Below are 14707 nucleotides of genomic sequence, written 5' to 3' on the forward strand. Positions count from 1 at the left end.
GCGGGCCTCGACGACCAGGCCGCCGCCCGGCACTACCTGATCTTCGTGGACTTCGTGTTCGGGACGGGTGCAGCGCGAGTCCCACGGCGACCCGACCGCGCCCGGACGCAACGCCGCGCTGTCGCTCACCGCGGAGGCGAGCCCGGAGGCGAGACGGCTGAAGGCCCTGCTGCCCGGCCTGCGCTCGCTGACGCCCGATCAGATCTTCGACGCGGAACCGGACATGATGATCGGCGCGATCCGCGAGGCCACCCACCCGAAGTGACGGCCGCCATCGCGCACTCTTGCCGACGGGTCAGCGCGTCAGTGACGCGAGCGCCGTGCGGACGACGTCGCCGAGCCGGTCCGGGTCGGACTCCGCGCGAGCCACCACATGAAGACCCTGCATGAGAACGACGAGAAGGCGGGCCTGGGCCGCGCAGTCGACGTCGTCCCTGATCTCGCCGGTTCGCCGCGCGGCGGTCAGGGCCCGCTCGATCGCGCCCTCCAGCGCGCCCAAAGCGCCGCGGACCACCCGGCCCGCGGCCTCGTCCCGCGGGAGCAACTCGGTGGCGGTGTTGCCGAGCATGCAGCCGCGCCCCGGTTCCGCGCGCGCGGCAGTCAAGATGTCACCGAGGAACTCGCCGACGCGCGGTAGCACCGGGCCGTCGGCCGCGATGGCCGCGGCGGCCCGGCGCGTGTCGTCGGCGTAGCGCTCCAGGGCCCGGAGGAACAGGGCGTGCTTGTCGCCGAAGGCGCCATAGAGGCTGCCCGGCAACAGGCCGACCTCATCCTTGAGCTCGCGCAGGGACGTCGCCGCGTACCCGCGTCGCCAGAAGACGTCTTTGGCGCCGTCGACGACCTGATCGTCGTCGAAGGAGCGCGGCCGGCCTGTTCGGGGCATGGTCACATCCTACGGACTTCTTGACAGGTGATTCAAGAAGTGTAGTGTTCCGACTTATTGGCCGTGCGATCAAAAAGTATCCGGCACCATCCACCAGGGGATCCGATGAGACGACTCTTCTTGCACGTCAACATGTCGCTGGACGGCTACATCAACGACACCGGCGGCGACATCGACTGGCACTTCGCCGACGAGGAGTTCCAGACCTACCTGGACCAGCTCCTCGAATCCATCGACGGCATGGTCTTCGGCCGGACGGCCTTCGAGGAACTCGCGGGTTACTGGCCCACGGCAGGCGGCGAAGCCTCGCCCGTCCAGGTCCGCAAGATGCACGAGCTGCCCAAGTACGTCCTGTCCCGAACCTTCGAGGACAGCGCCTGGCACAACTCCCACGGGCTCGGTGACGATCCCGCCGCCGCCATCGCCCGGCTCAAGCGGGAGGGCGGGCGCGACCTCGCGCTCTTCGCCGGCGCCGGCGCCGCCGTGGCCGCCATCGAGCTCGGGGTCCTGGACGAGCTTCGCATCGTCGTCAATCCCGTCCTGCTGGGCGGTGGTACGCGGCTGTTCGACGGCGCGTACCCGAGAGCCGAGCTTCGCCTGACGCACACGCGTCAGTTCACGTCCGGCGCCATGCTTCTCACCTACGAGACAGCCGCCGGCGCCTAGCGACCGAGAGCGAGCCCGCCGGTCCGGACCGGGTCACCACGGGATGGTGACCACCACGTTTCCGCGCTTGTGGCCGGTCTCGACATAGCGGTGGGCCTCTGCCAGCTGGTCAAAGGTATAGCGCCGGTCGATGACGACGCGTAGCTCCTCCGCCTCGATGAGGTTCTTGAGGAAGGGCAGGCTGTCGTTCTTGTCGATCGACATTCCGGTCACCACCTTTCTTCCCCGGGACATCGCCGTCGCGAGGGAAAGGAAGGTGCTGCGCAGCCCTGTGGTGGAGGCGTACCGGCCGTCGCGGGTGAGGGCGGGCCTGGCCTGGGAGAACGAGCTCTTGCCAAGGGTGTCGAAGACGATGTCGTAGAGTTCCCCGCGCCCGCCGTAGTCCTCCTTGGTGTAGTCGACCACCGCGTCGGCCCCCAGGCCGGTGACGAAGGCGGCGTTGGCGGGGCCGCACACCGCTGTGACGTGGGCTCCGAAGTGTTTGGCGAGCTGTACGGCGTAGGTGCCGATGCTGCCGGACGCGCCGTAGACCAGAACCTTGTGGCCGCGGCGGAGCCCGGATCTGCGGAGGAAGTACAGGGCGGTCGACGCACCGTCCACCGCGGCCGCCGCCTCCTCGAATCCGAGGTTCACCGGTTTGGGCGCGAGCGAGGCTCGCTGGGGCAGGCACACGTATTCGGCGTTGCCGCCGAGCCGGAAACCGGTGAAGGCGAAGACCTCGTCACCGGGGCGGAAGCGGGTGACCTTCGCGCCGACCCGCTCGATCTCCCCCGCCAGCTCCGTGCCCAGCGTGCGCATCCTCCTGCGCGGACGGCGGAATCCGAGGACGACCCTGCCCCACAACGGCTCGCCGCGGCGCATGGCGCACTCCGCGGAGGTAACGGTCATCGCGCGGACGCGGATCAGCACCTCGTCGTCCCGTGGTTCCGGCTTGGGCACCTGACGCAGCGTGAGGACCTCGGGCGGGCCGAATCGCGAGTAGACGGCTGCTCTCATGCGCGTGCTCCCGTCGTGGCGGGGTGGACAGGACCCTTGTGGCCAAGGATCGACGATGCGAGCTGTGGAGAAGCTGAGAGCTCGCGCCGGGGAAGGATGCCTTCCCCGGCGCGGGTGGGCCGGTCAGCCGAGGACCCGGTTCCAGGTCTGGAGGGCCGTTCCGTTGCTGGTCCAGATCTGGGCCTTGTTCGGATCGTCCCAACTGGGTTCCATCGCGACGGTCTTCGCTCGCGAATTCGACGCGTGAACGCTCAGGATCTTCTGACTGCCGTCATTGTTGCCGACGAAGTACCACTTCTGGGAATTGTGGTCGGAGCACGAGAACTGGTGGACTCTCGTGCCGCTCTCCGTCTTCCTGTCCGACAGGTCGACGCACTTGTCGGTCACCTTGCTGTGGATACGGTACGCGGCCACCGTCTCCCACCTGATGCAGAACCTGAACAGCCAGTCGTCCTCGACGCAGACCCTCTCGGAACCCACGTTCTCGACCCGCCATTTCTGGCCGTCCGACCCGTCGCACGGGTAGTGGCCGATCCAGGCCCTGTCGTGGGCCGCGGATCCCACGAGGGTCAGGCAGTTGCCGAGCGCGACGTTGCGGAACTGGAAGTAGTCAACCGCATGGGCGGGTGCGGAGGGCCATACCGCCATACCTCCGAGGAGGAGTGCCAGGACGGCGATGATGCGTTTCATGGCTTCCTTTCCGTTGATCGTGCGGGAATGCGCCGAAAGTATGTCCGGGGTGCCGGGGACCGGTAGATCAGTGGGACTCATCACCGATGCCGCCGTTCCGGTCCCGAATAACCTTTGACAGCGCCGCTCGACCGTGGGTGAACCCGGTGGCGCTCATGCGAAGCCGGGCGTGATCGCCTGCGCCGGGGCGAGGCGATTTTGCGCAGTGGCCGTCCTGTATACGGCGGCCGGCATGGCGAGCGCGAGGAGGAGGGCACGGCGGCCCCGATCGGCCGGGCTCGAAAGCAGCGGCCCGTTGGATGGCGTTGCCGGGGGCTAAGTGCCGGAGGTCCGGCCGCTGCCGCCGGTGTGCCCGGAGCCCACGATCGCGGTCGCCTGGATCTCGATCAGCGCGTGCAGCGGCATCAGCGTGCTGACTCCGATCAGGGCGCTGGCCGGGAAACGGTCCTTGAAGTACTCCTTCCTGATGCCGGTGAAGACACGTCCCATGCGGGTGTCGGTGATGAAGACCGTCATGGTGACGATGTCGTCCAGGGTGCCGCCGGCCGCTTCGACGCCGAGCCTGACGCGGTCGAGCGCCCGGCGGGCCTGGGCGGCGAAGTCGAGGGAGACGATCTCGTGGTCGGGCCCGAGACCGCACTGCCCGGCGAGGTAGACGAGCGGGCCGACGGTGACGCACTGGGAGTAGCCGAAGGCGGACGGGTCCTCAAGGCCGGGGACGGGGACGATGCGTTTGGGCGCGTTCACGGGGCGTCGAGAACGGGTTCGCCCAGCAGCGGGCTGGAGATCAGGTAGATGCCGTGGTTGCTGAAGGCCCAGATGAGCCGCCGGTCCCATTCGATGACCATGCTGCCCACCGGATTCGCAATGTCATCAGATATCGACAAATCACACATTTTCGGGACGAACCAGCCCGCGATGGAGACGTTCACCGGATCGCTCACGTCGAAGAACTGGATCCCGGCGTTGTAGAACACGTACGGCATGATGTGCGGATCCGGCGTTCCGGTGTCGCACAGGTAGTAGCCGGGACGCTTGGGACCGAACATGCCCCGCCGCTGCACCCAGTCGGTGAACGGCGCCTCCGGCGGCGGCACCGGCCGCGGCAGCGTCCCGGCCACGAACGGGCGCGTGGGGTCGCTCACGTCCACGGCGTAGATCTCCTTGTACGGCTCGAAGCCGTCCTGGTTGAGCGGGTAGCCGTTGACGTACACGATGCCGGTCTCCTCGGCACGGGCGACGACGACGGTGTCGCACTCGGTGCCGGGCACGCTGGGCGGAAGGTCCAGGTGCCCGATGGCCTCGATGTGTTCCGGATCCGCGACGTCCAGGACGTACATGCCGAAGCCGCCCATCGCGGCGTAGCCGTACCTGCTGCCTTCGTGCGGGATGAAGACCGGCATCCGGGCGCCCATCCACGACGTCTGGTTGCCGGCGCGCGGGTTGAGGTTGTAGACGTCCTCCTCCCCCGCGCGCGATCCCGGCGCCCACCACGTGTCGAGGAGCTTGGGGTGGCGCGGGTCGCGCAGGTCGTAGACGAGCTGGGCGCCGGCCCACAGCACGGTCTTGTACTCGTTGTTGCGGAAGCCGTCGTCGGGCGCGGCGGCGATGTAGAGGTGGTCGCCGCCGAAGTAGACGGGCACGTCGATCGCGCCCGACCCCTCCTGGGGGCGCTGGTCCGCGGTGCGGTGGGGGTCGGTGGTGACCTCGCTCAGCAGTTCCCACTCCTCGGGCAGCGGGCCGTGCATCTCGTAGACCTTGAAGCCGCGCAGCATGCAGTCGCCCCGGACGGTCGCCACCCCCTCGGGCTGGGTGTACTTGTCCTCCACCACGCCGAACCGCGGGATCTCCAGTGCCTGGATCATGATCTTCTTGCCGAGCCGCGGGTTGTCCTTGATGACGATCGGCCCGAAGCCGTCGACGTCGTCGTACTCCCGCTCCAGCAGGATCTCGGCCCTGTCCGGCAGGGTGATGTCGATGACGACGAGTTTGCGGCGGTAGTAGTGGTACATGACGCGCCGCCCGCCGAAGTCGGCCGGCGTGGCCCAGCTGTGCCGGGGCCACACCACGATGGGGTAGAACGCCTCGACCTTGGTGTTGCGCAGGTAGGCGTTCTCGTCGTGGTGATCCAGGCTCCACCGGCTCGGGTGCGGGCCCCAGGCCGGTTTCGCCGTCGCGGGATGCCTCCAGCGGCCGGTCTCGGGGTCGAGGCCGTAACTGCCCGGCGGCGGATCCTCGACCGGGCGGCGCGGCGCCCCGCTGACCGTGCTCTGCGCGGTGTAGACGAACGGCCCGACGCCGACGTCCTTGACCTCGACGGATCTTCCCTGGGACACGCGGTCTCCTCTCAAGGGCTGGGGTGGTCGCCGGACAGGGGCACGCGTGGCCCGGCGCGCTCCTTCAACGGGTCCGGCACGGGCGCGGCCGCGATCAGCGCCCGGGTGTAGGGATGAGCCGGGCGGCTCAGGACGTCCCCGGTCGGCCCATGCTCGACCACCCGGCCGAGGTACATGATCGCCGTCCGGTGCGCGACCTCGGCGACCAGGCCGAGGTCGTGGCTGATGAACAGGTAGGCCAGTCCCAGTTCCCGTTGCAGCCGGTCCAGGAGTGCCATGATCTCGGCCTGGACGACGGCGTCGAGCGCGGAGACCGGCTCATCCAATACGAGCACCCTCGGGCCGGCGGCCAGGGCCCGCGCGATCGCGACCCGCTGCCGCTGGCCACCGGACAGCTGGCCCGGATACCGGGTGGCGACGGTGGCCGGCAGGCTGACCTGCTCCAGCAGTTCGGCGACCCGCCCGGCGCTGTGGCCGCCGTGGATGCGCAGCGGCTCACCCACCAGCGCGCCCGCCGTCATCCTGGGGTTGAGCGCCGCGGTGGGATCCTGCATGACGAGTTGCACGCGCACCCCGTCGGCGACCTTCAGATGACCGGAGGTGGGCCGGTCCAGTCCGACGATCATGCGGCCGAGCGTGGACTTGCCCGAACCCGACTCGCCGACCAGCGCGAGCGTCTCGCCCGCCCGCAGTTCCAGCGAGACACCGCGCACCGCCCGCAGCGGACCGCCCCTGGCGGGATAGTGCCGCACCAGCTCACTGGCGCTCAGCAGCGGCTCCGCCCCGGATACGGCGGGCCGTCCGCCACCGCGCGGCAACGCTTCGAGCAGCCTCCGGGTGTACGGCATGCGCGGCCGCCCGAACACGTCCTCGGCGGTTCCGGTCTCCACCTGGGCCCCGCCGTTCATCACCATGACGCGATCGGCGTGCCGGGCCACGACCCCCAGGTCGTGGGTGATCAGCAGCAGCGCGCAGCCGGTGGCGCGGCGGGCCGCGTCCAGCGCCTCCAGCACCTGCGCCCGCACGGTCACGTCGAGCGCGCTGGTCGGCTCGTCGGCGACGATGAGGCCGGGCCGCCCCGCCATCGCCATCGCGATCACCACGCGCTGCCGCATGCCGCCGGACAGCTGATGCGGGTAGGCCGGCAGCACCTGACCCAGGCCGACGCTCGCGAGCAGGCCGGCGGCGGCGGACCGCGCCTGGCCGGCCTTCATCGGCCGGTGCGCGCGCAGGGCCTCGACGAGCTGGCGGCCGATCGGATGGACGGGGTTCAGCGAGCCGAGCGGGTTCTGCGGCACCAGCGCGATGCCCGAACCCCGCACCGCGCGCAGGCTCCGTTCGCCGAGGCCGACGAGTTCCCGGCCGCGAAAGCGGATCGAGCCGCTGACCTTGGCGTACCCGGGCAGCAGGCCGAGCAGGGCGCGGGCGAGCGTCGACTTGCCGGAGCCCGACTCGCCGACGACGGCGAAGGTCTCGTCCTGGGCCACGGTGAAGGCCAGGTTCCCGCACGCGGTCACCGCGCTGTCGCGGGCGGGCCACCGTACGGTCAGGTTCTCGACGGCCAGGAGCGGGTCAGCCATGGGTCACCTTCGGATCGAGCACGCCGTAGAGCAGGTCGGCGAGGAGGTTGAGCAGGGTGACCAGGACGGCCGAGACCAGGAGGAAGGCCAGCACGGTGTTGGTGTCCTGCTGTTTGACGCCTTCGACGAGCATCTCGCCGAGGCCGTGCCAGCCGAAGACGTTCTCGATCACCACCAGGCCGCCGACCAGCCACGGGATCTGCAGGGCGACCATCGTGACCAGGGGCGTCAGGGAGGTGCGCAGGGCGTGCATGAGCAGCACCCGTGGGCGGGACAGGCCCTTGGCCCTGGCCAGCAGCACGTAGTCGCTGTCGAGGACCTCGATCGTGGCGGCGCGCTGGTAGAGGGCCCACAGCGGGAAGGCCGTCAGGGCCAGGGTCAGGACGGGCAGCACGAGATGGGCGGCGGAGCCGGTGGCTCCGGGAGGGGCGTCGCCGAGGGTCGCCACGACCTCCGCGCCGGTCCAGCGGTTGAGGGTGATGCCGCCTTGTTTGAGTACGGTGGCGATCCAGAACTCCGGCAACGTGAGCAGGGCCACGACGGTGAAGCCGATCAGCCGGTCGGGCAGGCGGCCGCGCCGTACCGCCGCCCAGAAGCCGGTCGCGACGGCGAGCAGGATCGCCAGCGCCAGCGCGGGTACGGCCAGGCGCAGGGTGACCAGGCCACGCCGGCCAAGTTCCCCGGCCACGTTCTGCCCGTTGAGGTCGCGGCCCAGGTCACCGCGGACGGCGCCGCCGAGCCAGCTCGCGTACCGTTCCCAGATCGGGCGGTCCAGGCCGAGTTCTCGCGCGCGCAACCGCAGCGTCTCGGGCGCGATGTTCGGCTGGCGCAGGCTGGAGAGGGGATCGCCCGCGTAGCTGACGGCCAGGAAGACGAGCAGGGTCGACAGCAGGAGCATGGGCAGCGCCACCGCGATCCGGCGCAGCAGGTGAGCGGTCATCGTCGCCGGTCCGTGAGGTTGAGCCCGTCGCCCGCGACGTGCACCGCGCCCACGATGATCACGATCGTCAGGCTTGGCGCGTAGAACAGCCACGGCGCGGTGGACACGTACGGCGCGCCCTGGCCGACGAGCTGACCGAGCGAGGTGTCGGGGGGCTGCACGCCCAGGCCGAGGAAGGACAGCGCCGACTCCAGCGCGATCGCGGCGGCGACGTAGCCGGTGGCCGCGACGCTGATGTGCGGAACCAGGTGGGGCAGCAGGTGCCGCAGGAGGATGCGCGGCGTCGAGGCGCCGACCAGGCGCGCGGAGGCGATGAAGTCGCTGGTGCGCAGCGACAGCGTCACTCCGCGGATGACCCGGGCGATCGGCGCCCAGAAGAAGGCGGACACGGCCAGCGCGACGACCAGCCAGCCCGAGGTGCCGCCGCCCAGGCGTACGGCCAGCAGTCCGAGCACCGCGACCAGCGGGATGGTCGTGAGCAGGTCGATGGTCCGCATGACGAACGCGTCGGCCCACCCTCCGGTGTATCCGGCGAGCAGGCCGGCCATGGTCCCGGCCGTCGTGGACAGGATCGCCACCACGACCGCGATCGCCAGTGAGCGCCCCGTACCGGCCACGACCTGGGAGAGCAGGTCGTGGCCCAGCGGGCCGGTGCCCAGCGGGTGGGCGCCGGACGGCGGGACCAGCGCGGCGGCGGTGATGTCGGCGGGGCCGTACCGCCACCACCATGGGCCGGTCACGGCCGCCAGGATGACCAGGGCCAGGACGAGCCAGGCGAGCCGGCGCCCGCTCACGTCAGGCCCCAGGCGGCGGCTCCGGCCAGTTGCCACTCGCTCAGCGGGTGCGCCCGGAAGCCGGTCAGCCGCGTGCTGCGCGCGACGAGCGCGGGCACGGTGAACAGCGGCATCAGGGCGAGCGAATCCCACAGCCGGGCGTCGATCCCGTCGGCCAGGCGCAGCCGCCGGCTCTCGTCGGTGGACGCGATGGCCTCGGCGAACCGCTCGTCGACCCGCTTGTCGCAGAAGCGCTGGAAGTTGTAGCCGCCCTCGCAGCCGTACAACGCCAGTGACCACGACACCGGGTAGGCCGAGCCCGGGTATCGGAAGGAGAGCGTGTCGTAGTCGCCGGGAATCAGGACGCGGTCGAAGTAGACGCTGTCCGGGACCGTGACGACGACCAGCTTGATCCCGGCCGGTTTCAGCATCGCCTGGGCGAGCACGGCGATCTGGGTGTCGATGGCCGAGCCCGAGGCCACGGTGTGCCGCAGCTCCAGCGTCCTGCCGTTCTTGGCGAAGTAGCCGTTGGCGCCCCTGACGTAGCCGGCGGCCTCCAGGACGCGTGCCGCCCCCGCGGCGTCGCCCCGGCCGTAGCCGCCGGGCAGGTTGTCGGTGTAGCCGGGCGCGCCCCTGGCGATGACGTGGTTGGCCGACAGGAACGCGGCGGCCCCGGAGCCGAAGGTCTTCGCCGCGAGCTGCGAGATGTCCAGGGCGGTCGCGACGGCCTCGCGTACGGCCGGCGTCCCGGTGAGCGGGTGCCCGAACTGGAAGGCCATGAGCTGCAGGTCGGTCGAGGCGACCAGGTCGGCGCGGACGTACGGGACCGCCTTGAGCTGGCTCATCGTGCCCTGGCCCGGGTCCAGCGTGGCCAGGTCGAGCTCGCCGTTGGCCAGTGCCTGGACCGCGGCCTGCGTGTCCTTGACGTAGATCAGGTCCAGCCCGTCGAGCCGGGGCCGCGGGCCGTCCCAGTTCGGGTTGCGGCGCAGCCGCAGGTACTGCCCGGCCTGGTTGGAGGCGACGGTGAACGGCCCGGCGCCGGGCGGCACGGTGGTGGCCAGCCCGGTGTTCCAGTCCCGGCCGCGCATGAAGTGGGCGGGCAGCAACTGGGCGAACAGCGACCGCCACTCGCCGAACGGGCGGGAGAAGACGACCGTGACGCTCGCGCCCGCCTGCGAGGAGCGCACGTCGGCCACCGCGTCGTAACCGACGGCCGCGGCGAGCTGGGCGCCCTTGACCCGGCCGCTCATGTGCCGCCACAGGTAAATGAAGTCACCGGCGGTGATCGGCGTGCCGTCCGACCAGCGGGCGCCCCTCCTGATCTTGTAGACGACCGTCTGCGGGGAGGTCTCGGTGAGCTGCGCGCTGTCGAGCAGGTCACGGTTGAGCACGGGCCGCAGGTCGGTCCCGATCACGAACGGCGACGGGTAGATGAGGTTCCCGATCGCCAGGCCGATGGAGTTGCCCTGGTTGGGGGTGTGCGGGTTGAAGCCGGTCCAGGCCTGCAACGTCGCCGCCCGGACGAGGCTCTGCCCGTCGGGCACGCCGCAGGCGGTGAGCAGCAGCATGCCCGCGACCAGGAGGGCTCTCATGACTCCACCTGGCTGACGCCGTCCTTGTAGACGGCCCGGATGTTGTCCTTGAAGGCGCGGAAGTCGTACGGGTCGCCGTCCAGGACGACCAGGTCGGCGCGCTTGCCGGGCTCGATCGTGCCCAGCTCGGCCGCCAGCCCCATCATCTCGGCGGCGGCGGACGTGGCGCTGACCAGTACCTGTTCGGCGGGCATGCCCGCCTCGCGCATGACGACGAGCTGGACGAGGTTGGCGCCGCAGTCGTTGCCGTAGTCGGTGCCCATCGCGATCCGCACCCCGGCCTCGACGGCCGCGCGGAACGAGGCCACGTGCGCCTGGTCGAACTCCGCGGCCTTGTACAGGTCCGCGCCGAGATCCCGCTGCGCCTCCAGTACGGCCGGCATGTCCGCGGGTTCGGTGAACAGGGTCGGCACCAGCCAGGTGCCGCGCCCGGCCATCAGCCGGACCGCCTCCTCGTCGAGGTAGGCCCCGTGCTCGATCGACCGGACGCCCGCCCGGACCGCGTTCTTCACGCCCTCGGAGCCGATCGCGTGCGCGGCCACCGGGAGGCCGGCCGCCCGAGCCTCGGCCATCAGCACCGCCAGCTCCGCCTCGCCGAAATGGGTGCGGCGCGGATCGGTGGTCAGGCCGTCGGTGCACAACACCTTCACGAAGTCCGCCCCGGCCCTGATGGTCTGGCGGACCAGTTTGCGCACCGCTTCGGGACCGTCGGCGATCGACCCCGGGCGGCCGGGGTGCGGCAGGTAGTAGGGGTTGACGTACTCGCCGCTGGGCGTCCAGCCGTCCATGTGCCCGGCGGTCTGCGAGATCGCCGTGATGGAGATCCTCATCCGTGGTCCCCGGATGAGCCCGGTCTCCACGGCCCGCTTGACGCCGAGGTCGGCGCCGGCGCAGTCGCGGATCGTGGTGATGCCGCATTCCAGCAGCGAGCGCAGGTTCCGGATGGCGGCGTAGAACTGGTAGGAGAACGGCTCGGCCAGCCGTACCGGGAGCTGGGGCTCGACGCCGAGGACGTGCACGTGCGTGTCGAACAGGCCCGGCAGCAGGGTCCGCCCCCGCACGTCCACGATCTGCCCGCCGCGCAGGTCGCGGCCCATCGCGGCGAACCGGCCGTTCTCGACGGCGACGTCGGCGGCGTACGGGTCGGCGCCGGTCCCGTCGAAGACCAGGCCGCCCTTGAAGATCTGCCTGGTCATGATCCACTCACCCGGACGCCGTCCTGGTAGACGGCCTTGATGGCGCCCTTGAGCGCCCAGAAGTCGAACGGGTCGCCGTCCACGAGGACCAGGTCGGCGCGTTTGCCGGGCTCGATCGTGCCCAGGTCGTCGTCCCAGCCCATGAGCTGTGCCGCCGATCGGGTGCTCGCCTCCAGGACGGCTTGCGGCCGCATGCCGAACTTGTGCATGTACCCGAGTTCGTCGAGGAACTCGCCGCCGTGCATGTCGGTGCCCATCGCGATCCGCACGCCCGCCTCCAGCGCCAGGGCGAAGGACGCGGCGCTGGCGTCGGCGACCCGGCGGGCGTCGTCGATCATGGCCTGCGGGATCCTGGCCGCCACCTCCGGCCGGTCGAGCATGCCGTGGAAGCGCACCAGCGTCGGGACCAGCCAGGTGCCGCGCTCGGCCATCAGCTCGACGGCCTCCCGATCGAGGTAGGTGCCGTGCTCGATCGAGCGGACCTCGGCGCGCACCGCGCTCTTGACCCCCTCCGCGCCGCAGGCGTGCGACATGACCGGGACACGGGCGGCACGGGCCTCGGCCATGATGACGGCCAGTTCGTCGTCGCGGAAGTGCGGCGTCAGGTACTCCTCGCGGGGCCAGACGCCGCCGTCGGTCGTGCAGATCTTGATCACTTCGGCGCCGGCCCTGACCAGCGTGCGGACCAGCGCCCGCAGTTCGTCCGGGCCGTCGGCGACGGGGTGCGGACGGCCGGGATGCGGCACGTAGTACTCCGAGACGCACTCCCCCGACGGCGTCCAGCCGTCGATGTGGCCGCCGGTCTGGGAGATCGCGTTGATCGAGATCTGCAGCCGGGGGCCGCCGATCAGGCCGTCCTCCAGCGCCTTCTTCACCCCGAGGTCGGCGCCGGCGCAGTCGCGGGCGCTGGTGATCCCGCTGGCCAGCAGGTGATCGAGAATGGGCAGCGCCTGGTAGAACTGCAGCGAGAAGGGGGTCTTGAGCCGGGCCGTCGGATCGGGCAGGCAGCCGACGACGTGCACATGGCAGTTGAACAGTCCCGGCAGCAAGGTCAGGCCCGGCACGTGCACGATTTCGTCGCCCGTGAGGTCCGGCCCGACCGCCACGAACCTGCCATCCGCGATCGCGACGTCCGCCCGCCGTACGGCGGTGCCCGTGCCGTCGAAAACGCTTCCACCTCGGAAAACAACCCGATGCATAGTCCCTCCCTGTGAGCTGGTCACATGATGCGGACACAGGGGAGATCGAATCCACGATGCACACCAAAGCTGAACGAAAGCGGCGAAACACCGTGGATGGTGACGGAAAGCGGCACCGCCCCTCAGCGGCGGAGGACCCCGGAACGTTTGACCGTCCTGACGATGGGCGTGGTCTCGATCCGGTCCACCTCGGGCAGCCCGCCGACCACACCCACCAGGAAGTCGTAGAGCTGTGGCAGATCGCGGGCGCACACCGAGGCCACCAGGTTGACCGGGCCCGTCGTGGCCGCCGCGAAACGCACGTTCGGCTGTGCCGCCAGGGCGCGGCCGACGCGGTCGAGGGCGGCCGGCCGTACCGAGATCCACAGCATGACCTCGGCGTGGAAGCCCAGCAGCGACAGCTCGATCTCGGCGTGGAAGCCGACCGCGCGCTCCTCGACCAGCCCCAGGAAGCGGCGGCGCGCGGTGGACTCCGAGGCGTGGATCGCCGAGCCCAGTTCCCCGTAGCTCGCCCTGCCGTCGCGGGCGAGCACCGACAGCAGGGCCCGCTCGTCGGCGGAAAGGTCGCGGCCCGGCGGCGGCTCGCCCTGCGGGAGTCCCGCCCGCAGCGCCGCGTACTGCTCGTCGGTGAGATGGCCGCCGTGCCAGACCTCGGCGTCGCTGAAGTTGTGCAACATCGTGTACACCGACACGTCCGCCAGGTGGTCGATCCCGGGCAACTCCTTGAACAGGAACGCGTTGCGGCTCTCCCGGGACCCGGCGAACGTCACGAAACAGATGTCCAGCCCACCGACCAGGAGATCCACCCACAACGTGTCGTTGCGCCGCGCCAGGTTCCCCAGCACCGACGGCACCGCGCCCGCGGCGCAGCGGGCGCGGACGATGAGCGGCGTGGCGTAGCCGGCGAAGTACGGGCTGGCCACCCCGACGATCCGCAGGATTCCCGGCACGGTCAGGCGATGGAGCCGACGGGCTATGGTGCGCTCGGAGGTACCGAGGACGTCGGCCAGCCTGCCCCAGGTCGCCCTGGCGTCCACCTGCAGGGCGCAGACGATCGCGCGGTCGAGGTCATCCAGGCGAAGCCGTTCCATGGCCACAATGTACGGCCCGCTCCTCCCGGCGCCAGAGGCAAGATCAGCTCGACGAGCGGTCACCCGGCCGGGCACGGTCCTCAGACGGACGGGACAGACCATGCACGATCAGGTCGAACAGCTCCTGGAACGCCTCCGCGTTCGTCCGGCCGAGATGTTCGAGCACCTCTGGATCCTGCAGCCGGTCGAGGGAAGCGTAGATCACCTCCGCCACGAGGCGCGCGTCCGTTTCACGGAAGGTGCCGCCGTCCATCCCCTCCTGGATGAGAACGGCGGCGATGGACGTGGCGAACCGGTAGTGCTCCTGGAACAGCCGGCGGATTCCCGGCTGCCCGGCGACGTCGGCCGAGAACGCCCGGGCGGCGCGGGTCAGCGCCCTGCTCGCCGTGGACATGTAGGCGTGGACTCGCTGGAGCGGGTCGTCCAGCGCCCTCGCCCGGGCCATCGCCTGCCGGCCGATGCCCTGCAGGAGCCGGTCGACGACGAGGGCGACGAGTTCGTCCTTGCTGGGCGCCAGATCGTAGAGGGTACGCCGCGAGCAGCGCAGCCGGGCGGCGAGTTCCTGAATCGTCAGACGCCGGAACCCCTCCTGGAGAAAGATCTCCTCCAGCTCGGCGAGCACGCTTTCCTGCCGGCTGGTGAAGGAGCGCCCGCGTGAGAGGGCGACGGGCGGTCGAGGATATCCGGTCATGCCTGCACTTTCGGGATGCCAACCCACAGGGTACTTTCTACGGTACCAGGTACTCCAAAACAGTACCCACTCTG

General features: G+C 70.6%; 15 protein-coding genes. 2 read left to right on the plus strand and 13 right to left on the minus strand.

Annotated features, from left to right (window positions below; translation table 11 throughout):
* Nucleotides 1-67: 67 nt before the first annotated feature.
* Complete coding sequence (locus tag ACIBKY_RS10900) at nucleotides 68-265, plus strand: hypothetical protein (RefSeq protein ID WP_397096294.1); 198 nt, start codon at nucleotides 68-70, stop codon at nucleotides 263-265.
* A gap of 30 nt (nucleotides 266-295) precedes the next feature.
* On the opposite strand, the gene ACIBKY_RS10905 is transcribed toward ACIBKY_RS10900, so the two are convergent.
* Entirely contained in the window at nucleotides 296-883 is a 588-nt protein-coding gene (locus ACIBKY_RS10905; RefSeq protein ID WP_397096295.1) for a TetR/AcrR family transcriptional regulator, read from the minus strand.
* 105 nt (nucleotides 884-988) lie between these two features.
* On the opposite strand from ACIBKY_RS10905, the gene ACIBKY_RS10910 reads away from it, so the two are divergent.
* Nucleotides 989-1549 (plus strand): dihydrofolate reductase family protein, encoded by a 561-nt coding sequence (locus ACIBKY_RS10910; protein ID WP_397096297.1) that lies wholly within the window; start codon nucleotides 989-991, stop codon nucleotides 1547-1549.
* A gap of 33 nt (nucleotides 1550-1582) precedes the next feature.
* On the opposite strand, the gene ACIBKY_RS10915 is transcribed toward ACIBKY_RS10910, so the two are convergent.
* From ACIBKY_RS10915 to ACIBKY_RS10970, 12 genes are all read right to left on the minus strand, one after another.
* Nucleotides 1583-2545, minus strand: coding sequence for an NAD(P)-dependent alcohol dehydrogenase (locus ACIBKY_RS10915; RefSeq protein WP_397096299.1), 963 nt, complete (start codon nucleotides 2543-2545; stop codon nucleotides 1583-1585).
* Between the two features lie 123 nt (nucleotides 2546-2668).
* Complete coding sequence (locus ACIBKY_RS10920) at nucleotides 2669-3235, minus strand: RICIN domain-containing protein (protein ID WP_397096301.1); 567 nt, start codon at nucleotides 3233-3235, stop codon at nucleotides 2669-2671.
* Between the two features lie 315 nt (nucleotides 3236-3550).
* Complete coding sequence (locus ACIBKY_RS10925; protein WP_397096302.1) at nucleotides 3551-3982, minus strand: RidA family protein; 432 nt, start codon at nucleotides 3980-3982, stop codon at nucleotides 3551-3553.
* Nucleotides 3979-5571, minus strand: a complete 1593-nt coding sequence (locus ACIBKY_RS10930; RefSeq protein WP_397096304.1) for a hypothetical protein — start codon at nucleotides 5569-5571, stop codon at nucleotides 3979-3981. The genes ACIBKY_RS10925 and ACIBKY_RS10930 overlap by 4 nt, the downstream gene beginning before the upstream one ends.
* Before the next feature lie 11 nt (nucleotides 5572-5582).
* Nucleotides 5583-7151, minus strand: coding sequence for a dipeptide ABC transporter ATP-binding protein (locus tag ACIBKY_RS10935; protein ID WP_397096306.1), 1569 nt, complete (start codon nucleotides 7149-7151; stop codon nucleotides 5583-5585).
* The gene (locus tag ACIBKY_RS10940) at nucleotides 7144-8091 is read right to left on the minus strand and encodes an ABC transporter permease (RefSeq protein WP_397096308.1); all 948 of its coding nucleotides are present in this window, start codon (nucleotides 8089-8091) and stop codon (nucleotides 7144-7146) included. The genes ACIBKY_RS10935 and ACIBKY_RS10940 overlap by 8 nt, the downstream gene beginning before the upstream one ends.
* A complete protein-coding gene (locus tag ACIBKY_RS10945; RefSeq protein ID WP_397096310.1) occupies nucleotides 8088-8885 on the minus strand; it encodes an ABC transporter permease in 798 nt (265 codons plus the stop codon). The genes ACIBKY_RS10940 and ACIBKY_RS10945 overlap by 4 nt, the downstream gene beginning before the upstream one ends.
* On the minus strand, nucleotides 8882-10456 hold the full coding sequence (locus ACIBKY_RS10950) for an ABC transporter family substrate-binding protein (protein ID WP_397096312.1): 1575 nt from the start codon (nucleotides 10454-10456) through the stop codon (nucleotides 8882-8884). The genes ACIBKY_RS10945 and ACIBKY_RS10950 overlap by 4 nt, the downstream gene beginning before the upstream one ends.
* On the minus strand, nucleotides 10453-11652 hold the full coding sequence (locus ACIBKY_RS10955; RefSeq protein WP_397096314.1) for an amidohydrolase family protein: 1200 nt from the start codon (nucleotides 11650-11652) through the stop codon (nucleotides 10453-10455). The genes ACIBKY_RS10950 and ACIBKY_RS10955 overlap by 4 nt, the downstream gene beginning before the upstream one ends.
* Nucleotides 11649-12851 (minus strand): amidohydrolase family protein, encoded by a 1203-nt coding sequence (locus ACIBKY_RS10960; RefSeq protein WP_397096316.1) that lies wholly within the window; start codon nucleotides 12849-12851, stop codon nucleotides 11649-11651. The genes ACIBKY_RS10955 and ACIBKY_RS10960 overlap by 4 nt, the downstream gene beginning before the upstream one ends.
* A gap of 122 nt (nucleotides 12852-12973) precedes the next feature.
* Nucleotides 12974-13942, minus strand: coding sequence for an Lrp/AsnC family transcriptional regulator (locus ACIBKY_RS10965; RefSeq protein ID WP_397096318.1), 969 nt, complete (start codon nucleotides 13940-13942; stop codon nucleotides 12974-12976).
* A gap of 43 nt (nucleotides 13943-13985) precedes the next feature.
* Complete coding sequence (locus tag ACIBKY_RS10970) at nucleotides 13986-14633, minus strand: TetR/AcrR family transcriptional regulator (RefSeq protein WP_397096320.1); 648 nt, start codon at nucleotides 14631-14633, stop codon at nucleotides 13986-13988.
* Nucleotides 14634-14707 lie beyond the last annotated feature (74 nt).

Origin of the sequence: Nonomuraea sp. NPDC050394 (genome assembly GCF_044459065.1) — a bacterium.
Taxonomy (GTDB): Bacteria; Actinomycetota; Actinomycetes; order Streptosporangiales; family Streptosporangiaceae; genus Nonomuraea.

Excerpts from the sequence above, each read along its gene's own strand:
- ACIBKY_RS10905 (WP_397096295.1), bottom strand. The coding sequence starts at position 883 with ATGCCCCGAACAGGCCGGCCGCGCTCCTTCGACGACGATCAGGTCGTC.
- ACIBKY_RS10910 (WP_397096297.1), top strand. The coding sequence starts at position 989 with ATGAGACGACTCTTCTTGCACGTCAACATGTCGCTGGACGGCTACATC.
- ACIBKY_RS10915 (WP_397096299.1), bottom strand. The coding sequence starts at position 2,545 with ATGAGAGCAGCCGTCTACTCGCGATTCGGCCCGCCCGAGGTCCTCACG.
- ACIBKY_RS10920 (WP_397096301.1), bottom strand. The coding sequence starts at position 3,235 with ATGAAACGCATCATCGCCGTCCTGGCACTCCTCCTCGGAGGTATGGCG.
- ACIBKY_RS10935 (WP_397096306.1), bottom strand. The coding sequence starts at position 7,151 with ATGGCTGACCCGCTCCTGGCCGTCGAGAACCTGACCGTACGGTGGCCC.
- ACIBKY_RS10940 (WP_397096308.1), bottom strand. The coding sequence starts at position 8,091 with ATGACCGCTCACCTGCTGCGCCGGATCGCGGTGGCGCTGCCCATGCTC.
- ACIBKY_RS10950 (WP_397096312.1), bottom strand. The coding sequence starts at position 10,456 with ATGAGAGCCCTCCTGGTCGCGGGCATGCTGCTGCTCACCGCCTGCGGC.
- ACIBKY_RS10955 (WP_397096314.1), bottom strand. The coding sequence starts at position 11,652 with ATGACCAGGCAGATCTTCAAGGGCGGCCTGGTCTTCGACGGGACCGGC.
- ACIBKY_RS10960 (WP_397096316.1), bottom strand. The coding sequence starts at position 12,851 with ATGCATCGGGTTGTTTTCCGAGGTGGAAGCGTTTTCGACGGCACGGGC.
- ACIBKY_RS10965 (WP_397096318.1), bottom strand. The coding sequence starts at position 13,942 with ATGGAACGGCTTCGCCTGGATGACCTCGACCGCGCGATCGTCTGCGCC.
- ACIBKY_RS10970 (WP_397096320.1), bottom strand. The coding sequence starts at position 14,633 with ATGACCGGATATCCTCGACCGCCCGTCGCCCTCTCACGCGGGCGCTCC.